We start from the raw sequence: 7,753 nt of genomic DNA, 5'->3' as shown, positions 1-7,753 counted from the left end.
CTGGTGTTGCTTGTCCATCTAATGCAGCTTCAGCTTCTTTTAATTGTTTAAGAGCTTCATCAACATCTTTTTGTTTTGCATTAGGATCATTTAAAACTGTATTAGCTTTATCTAAAGCTGTGTCATATGCATCCTTCTTAGTTTGATCTGCATTCTTGTACTTATCAGAATTTTTTATTGCATCATTTTTATTTTTATCTGCTTCTTCTTGAAGTTCTGTCTTATCGACTTTTTCAACTAAGCTTACAGCTGGTATTGTATCTGTTGATCCGTCAGGATACTTAATAGTAGCTTTACCAGTTTCATCAACTTCAACTGTTGTTCCTTGTGGGAACTTATCTTTGTTTGCATCTTCGATTGCTTTCTTAACTGTATCTTTTTCTTCTTTAGTTAAGTTTGTTGGATCAGCTACTGGTGTTTTTGCTGGCACTACTGGATCTATCTTTTCAGCTTGCGTTTTTGTTATAATTTCTGGTTCTGAAGATTTATTTCCATTAGCATCTTCTGCTTGTGCGCTTACCTTTGTGCCTGGACTTAATTTATCAGCAGGAATTACAATGTTGCCACCTTGGTCTACATTTAATCCACTATCAGCTGGATTAAATGTCCAATTGTTACCATCTTTTGTTGCTATAACTTCTTTGTCTCCATATTTAATAGTAACAGTTGCTGTGTCTGCATCTTTTGGAGGTGTTATAGTTACGCTTCCGTCTTCATTCTCTTTTAATTCAGGACGTGCAGGTGCTTGTTTATCTTCAGATTTTATTGTGTTTTCTTCTGAAGTGTTTGCACCGTCTTTTGCTACAGCTTTTACTTCTGTTCCATTCTTAATCTTGCTAGCTGGTATGCTAATTAAGCCAGAGTCTTTATTTATTTTTACTCCATCAACTTTTGGATCAAGCTTCCATTCGCCTGTTGTTGGATCTTTTTTAGCTGTAACTTTTTGTTCAGCATCGTTAGTGTCTTTATAAGTTACTTCAATTTCTGAAGTTCTCTCATCTTTTGGTCCTACAACTACTTTGCCATCTTCGTCTGAAGCAATTTTTGGCGAATCAAGTTTTTTAACTACTGTATCCGCTTGAGCAAGCATACCTGTCTTATTGCCTTTAGTAACTGTTACTGAACCATCATTGGCTACTGTGATATCATTAAGCGTTAATCCCGAAGTATTATTCGCATCTAAAACAGCTTGTTTAACAGCTGCTTTTTCATCATCTGTCAATGAAGTAGGGTCTCCAACTACTGTAACTTTCGGTGCTTTTAAGCTAATAGTTTTTGTTGTGTCATCTTTCTTTACAGTTTTTTCAGGAGCGATTTCTTTATAGATAGTATTTCCGCTTCCATCTGTTCCCATTGGAACTGTAACTTTACCATTGTCATCAACTTGAATTTCTTCGTCTTTAAAATTCAAGTCTGGGTTGGCTGCTTTAACAGCTTCTCTTACCGCTTCTTTTTCTGCTTTTGTTAAATTGTTTTTGTCAGAAACTTCAACTTTTTCTTTTGGATCATTTAAAGTTTTACCAGTTCTGTCAAATGGTTTAACTGTATCTTTTCCTTCTAATTTGCCAGTCTTGTCGCCGTCTGTAACTGTAACATTACCATTGCCGTCAACGCTTATTTTATCTCTTGATAAACCTGAGTTAGCAGCAACAACCGCATCTTTAACTGCTTCTTTTTCAGCTGGTGTTAGGTTGTTTACATCCTTAACTTCAACAGGCGTAGGCTTATTAAGTTTAATAATCTTGCTTTCTTCAACAACTGTCTTATCAGCAGGAACTGTTCCTGTCTTACCACCTTGATTAATAGTTACCTTACCATTATCATCAACTGTAACTTCTTCAGGTTTTAGATTTAAGTCAGGGTTAGCTTTTATAATCGCATCTTTAACCTTGCCTTTTTCAGTATCATCCAAAGCATCAGGGTTTTTAACCTCAACTGGTGGTGCTGGTGGATTAATATTATTTATTACTTCTTTTTGCTTAACTGTTTGTTCTGGTGTTAATTCTCCAGTCTTACCATCAGTTGTCTTTACAGTAACTTTACCGTCACTGCCAACTGTAATATCGTCTTTTGTTAAGTTAAGTGTTGGGTTGGCATCTATTACAGCTTGCTTAACTGCATCCTTTTCCTTTGCAGTTAGGTCTGTCTTGTCTGATACAGGAACTAATTCTGCCGGTGCGTTTAATTCTAATTTTTTATCAGCTTTTTGTTCCCAAACTGCATATACAGTTTTTGATGCATCTATATTGCTAAAGTCTGTAACATTTGCTTCTGTAGCGTCTTTACTATCTGCCCAGCCTTTGAATGTATATCCGTCTCTCTTTGGATCAGTAGGTTTTGTTACGGTACTACCTTCGGCTTTTACATTTAACTCATCTTTGCCGCCTTCAAATGTTCCTCCGTTGGCATCAAAAGTAACTACTGTATCTTCTGAGTAAATTGCATAAACAACTAAGTGCTTTTCAACAGGTGTTGTGTTTGTAAATACTTGTTCTTTAGGAAGCTTGTTAAAATCTGCAGCTGAAACGATTGTTTTTCCTAAAGTATCTTTACCTTCTTTTGTCACCCAACCTAAGAAGTTCTTGCCTTGAAGTTTAGGTGCATCTGGGAACTTATCTCCAGTATTTGTATCTGCATTTGCTCCTTCAAAGCCATTTGCCGCATATTCTGCTTCGCCGTAGAACTTAGTGTTGTCTGGAACTATCTTAACAACTTTCTTTGTGCCGTCTGCAAATTGACCGTCTGTTGTATCAAACAATACTCTCGCTCTTACTCTCGTTTCGATTAGGTCAGATGGTAGTGATGATCCGTCTGATGCTGTTGAAACAAACTTCATATCCTTTAATAATGTAAGCTTTGTTTCAGTCTTGTCGTCAGAGTGATAAGGAAGCATCTTTGCTAAGTCAACTGTGTATTCATATACCTTGTATGTCTTGTTATCTTCTGCGAATTGTGCGTCAAAGATGTCCTTCTTAGCAAGGGTAATAGGCTTTCTTAAATCTTTTGTCAGATTGCCGTCTTTGTCATATTCGTTGCCGTCTGCTTCAACCTTGCCGAATAGCAGCTTATCGCCTTCGTAAAGTGTTCTTACCTTACCGCTGTCATACTTAGTGTAGCCGACTATCTTTGTTGTTTCTGTGTTAAATTTAGCATTGTCACTAGGTAATACTCTTGGATTCTTGTAGAAGTCGTCTACACCATCTGCATAGTCATTTGTGAATAATACTTGGTATGGTGTGTAAAGGGACTTGTTGATTGATAACACGGATCTCTTGTCAGAGTGGTCAGTCCAAGTCAAAAGCTTAACTGTTTCATCAGATTTGTTTAGCGGAATGTATTTGAACCAGGATGTTTCAGAGTCAATTTTATTATCATCAGCGCCGTAGGAATCGACAATAATGTCTGTACCAGGCATTAACTTTGTCGTATCTATATAGAAGTTACCACCTGATGGTAATGTAGCCTTGTTAGAAGCTCCCGTCATAACTCCATCTTTATCATCATAGCTCCAAGTTATTTTCGGTTCAAACTTTAATGAACCTTGATTTCCATCTGCTTTTGTATACCTTAATACAAAGTAACCCTTCTTGCCTTGCTTATAAAGGTGCATATTGATATTTCTGTCTTTTTGTAGTGTAAGTGTTGCAGCTCCTTCATTTAGCTTAGTTCCATTGTGAATTTGAAGGAAGTTAATTTTATCTGGAGCATCATTTAAAGTAGTGTATGGCATATATACCTTTAAAGGCTTGCCTTTCTTTACAGTTGTACCTTCTCCGATTGTGAATTGGAAAACGCCATCTGCAATTTCTTCAAATGCATCCAAGGCAGCTTTGCCCGAATTGTATCCGTTGTAGTAACCTTGTGGGCGTCTAAGTATTGCTTGCTCGCCGCCGACTTGGATCATAATTTGCTTGCCCTTGGCATCTGCTCCCGCATCTACCATAAAGGAGTCCCCTTCTTGAACTACATAGTCATTAGAAAAGTTTATTGTATATACAGGCCAGCCATTGTCGTTAGGGTTAGTCCAACCTGACATAGTTGAGTAGTCAAGCTTTCTTGTGTACTTGCTGCTGAAAGTATCTTCAAATTTGCTCTTGTCTACTACATAGTCGATAGCTGTAATGTAGAAACCTGAAAGCATTGTGTATTGGTCATGTTGAGGTATGCCTACTACCTTTACATTAGTTTTATTTGTAAAGCCTGCAGGTGCTATAACTATATAAGCTAATTTTTTGCCACCTTCTACGGTTATTTCGTTTATATCTGTGCGTTTAATACCGAATTTTTTAGCATAGGGAGATTCTACTCTACCTACAGTAAGAAGATTTGTATAAGCTACATTGCCGTCATCATCTTCTTTTAAATAATTTAAAAGATTGGCATCAAAGACTTGGGTGAAAGCTATAGGCTGATCTCCAACTGTCGGTGTGGCAGCTGAACCTGCTCTTTGTCCCATGTATTGTGTTCTAATGATACCAAGATTCTTTTCGTCCTTGTATTGTTCTGGATTGGCAATAAATTCAGACATGAAGAACTCTTGGTTTGTCGCATTGTTAGAATCTGCTTGCAAACCGCCCTTGATAAATAAATTGTTTAAATTGTCTTCAAGAGATACTGATGTGGTCTTGGTATAAGTTGAGTAGTCCATAGATGTTTTGCCCGGTGCATAGGAATATACTCTTTGGTAATTTGCATCAGTAAGTCTCATTTGAATGATGTAGTTCTTCTTACCTAGAGTATCAAGTGTAACTCCGTCTTTTAAAACCAAGTTAATAGGCAAGTTCTTTCTGTTGTTGGTTCTGTCGCCGACTGCACTGCGTAAGTCGAAACCTCTGCCTTTTATACCTGTAACAGGGTCAAAGGTGTATTTGGTCTTGCCGTCTCTTCCGAATACATAGGAGTTGCCAAAGTCTATGTACTCATCAAGGTCGCCGAAATTAATTAGGGCTCTATGCCATACTGCAGACACGGCTTGTGTCTTTTCCTTGTAAATTAATCTGATTACATATCTGCCGTTGGCATTGATATACATGCCGTCGTAATCAATGTCGTTCATTTGAACGGGATCTGATGTAGTAACTCTAACTAGCGTTTGAGAGTCCTCCACCTTCCAACGAGAATTATCCCTAATTCTCGCTTCCCAGTTTGGCTTAGTGTAGTATGTTGCACTGGTGGTTGCATCAGGTGCTGGTGAAGCTACTGGCAAACTAGGATTTCCTGCCATAACTTTATTTTCAATGGTTGTTTTAAGTGCTCCGTCTGCCATAGTGTTGTATGGAATTGAACCGAAAGCAAGTGACACTGCCATTGCCATAGCGACTGGTCTAGTCAAGTTCTTCTTTTTTTTCATTCTTTCTCCCCTTTTATAAAATTTTCTAATTTACATTTGATAATCACATAGTAATTAATTTAAGTATTGATATAGCATTTATAAATTTTCCCATCAATGCTATAAAAAATAAATTAGAATTATAATATAAAAAAATATTCTTACTCTTTTAATTATAACCTATTTTAGCCATTTTGAAACATAAAATCACAAATTTATTAGATATTTACTTAATTTATATATTTTTTTATAAAATAAATTCTTTTCCCCGTGTTATTGATAACAGATTTAATTTACATCAAAAAAAGACTCGTCGCCGAGTCTTAATTTTTTCTTAAATTCTATAATCCCTCATATTTCTTCCTGCTATTGCTACTGTAGATGCATTGTGTAGGAATGCTGAGTTAGTGTTGGTCAAATATCCAAGCACTCCTAGGACTATTAGAGCTCCGTTGAAGCTTATGATTTCTCTGTAGTTTCTGTGGACTCTCTTGTCTAGTGCTTTGGCTATCTTTATAACGTCGACTAATTCTTTTAGTGAGTCGGATTTAATTGAGATGTCTGCGATTTCCTTTGCTATATCTGCTCCAGCATGCATAGAGATTCCTACGTCTGCTGAGGATAGAGCGATGGAGTCGTTGATTCCATCTCCGATCATTACCACTGTTCTTCCCATTGCTTTTTCTTTGTCTACATAGTTCTTCTTATCTTCTGGACGAACTTGTGACTCATAATAATCTAGTTCGAGTTTTTCTGCTACTGCTCTTGCGGAGTTCTCTGCATCTCCTGTAAGCATAGCTATTCTCTTAAATCCTAGTGCGCGTAGTGAATCTATTGTGTACTTAGCATCTTCACGGACTGGGTCGTCGATACAGATGACTGCTATTAGTTTTTCATCGTATGCTAGGTATAGAAGTGAATAATCTTCTTTTAGCTCTTCGATTTTCTTCTTTTGTGCTTTGTCTATCTTAATCTTTTCGTCTTCTAATATAAAGTGTGCTGATCCTATTAGTGCTTCTTTGTCTTCTATCTTGGATCTTATTCCGTGGGCAACTATATACTCTGGTTTTGAGTGCATTTCATCATGTTTTAAATTTTTGTCTCTAGCTGCTTTTACTACCGCATTTGCAATAGAGTGTGGGAAATGTTCTTCTAGACACGCTGCTATTCTTAGACATTCGTCTTCGTCGTTATCATAGAATGCGATTACCTTTTGAACTGTTGGTTCAGATTTGGTAAGTGTGCCTGTCTTGTCAAATATTATTGAATCTGCTTGGGCAAGCTTTTCTAAATATCTTCCGCCTTTTACTAAGATTTCTCTTTCTGATGCAGATGATATTGCCTTCATGGTTGCTATTGGTATAGTAAGTTTTAGGGCACATGAAAAGTCTACCATCAAGAATGATTTTGCCTTTATAAAGTCCCTGGTTAGTAGATAGGTCGCTGCAGCTCCTAAGAATGAATACTTAACTATGGAATCTGCTATGGATTCCGCTTTCTTTTCAGCTAATGATTTATTCTTTTCGCTTTCGCCGATGAGTTCAATTATATGGTTGATTCTTGAATCATCGTATTTTTTCTTAGTCTTAACGAGGATTGCTCCTTCTTCTAGTGCAGTCCCAGCGAATACTGTGCTACCTTCGGTCTTCTTAACTGGAAGTGATTCTCCTGTTAAAGAAGCTTCATTTACCATTCCGAATCCTCTTGTGATTTCGCCGTCAACAGGGATGGTGTATCCCATGTTTACTTCTACAAGATCTCCGATTTCTACATCTTCAAGTTTCTTTAGATACTTTTCTTCTCCATCTACTACGAATACTTTATCTACGTTTAGTTTAAGTGATTGAGCTAGGTTTTCTTTTGATTTTTTAAGGGTGTATTCTTCTAGTTCTTCACCAAGTCCAAGTAGGAACATGATGTTGCCTGCGTCTCCAAATTCACCATCTATGATTGAAACTCCGATTGCTGTTGCATCTAGCACGCTTACATTTAGTTTGCCTTCTCTTAGGCTCTTAAGTCCTGCCTTGATGTATGGCATAGATTTTATTACAATTCCGATTGGTCTAAGTGGCATTGGCAAGATATGTGCAAAGAAGATTCTTCTATACATTGCGTCACGCAAAATATGGAAGAGTTCTCTTTCTTCTTGAGGCACGAAGTCCGCATCATCGATTTCAAAATCTGCTAGTTCTTCTAGGTCAAGATCCATTATAAATCTTGCAACCTTAGGTAGATATTCTTCTTCGTAATTTACAATGATTGAATTTGCAAGGGGTGAAACTTTGCAAAATTTAACCCCTTCTAATTGTTCAACCTTGTACTTAATCTTGTTTACATCAGAATCCTTGATGACGCCTTCGTAGTTGAAACGACATCTACCAAGGGTTCTGCTAGCAATACTTGCTATCATATTACTTTAGATAA

Annotated in this window: 2 protein-coding genes; both read right to left on the bottom strand. The window is 37.1% G+C overall.

What is annotated here, in order from left to right; genetic code table 11:
* Positions 1–5,350, bottom strand: a 5,350-nt coding sequence (locus HMPREF1252_RS05140; protein ID WP_023059641.1) for an InlB B-repeat-containing protein, incomplete at its 3' end; no start/stop codon positions are given.
* 313 nt (positions 5,351–5,663) lie between these two features.
* Positions 5,664–7,739, bottom strand: coding sequence for a heavy metal translocating P-type ATPase (locus HMPREF1252_RS05135; RefSeq protein WP_023059669.1), 2,076 nt, complete (start codon positions 7,737–7,739; stop codon positions 5,664–5,666).
* Between the last annotated feature and the right edge of the window lie 14 nt (positions 7,740–7,753).

The sequence above is a fragment of the Peptoniphilus sp. BV3AC2 genome (assembly GCF_000478945.1).
Taxonomy (GTDB): domain Bacteria; phylum Bacillota; class Clostridia; order Tissierellales; family Peptoniphilaceae; genus Peptoniphilus_B; species Peptoniphilus_B duerdenii.
Note: the sequence above shows the minus strand (reverse complement) of the source record. Positions and strands in the feature narration are given on the sequence as shown.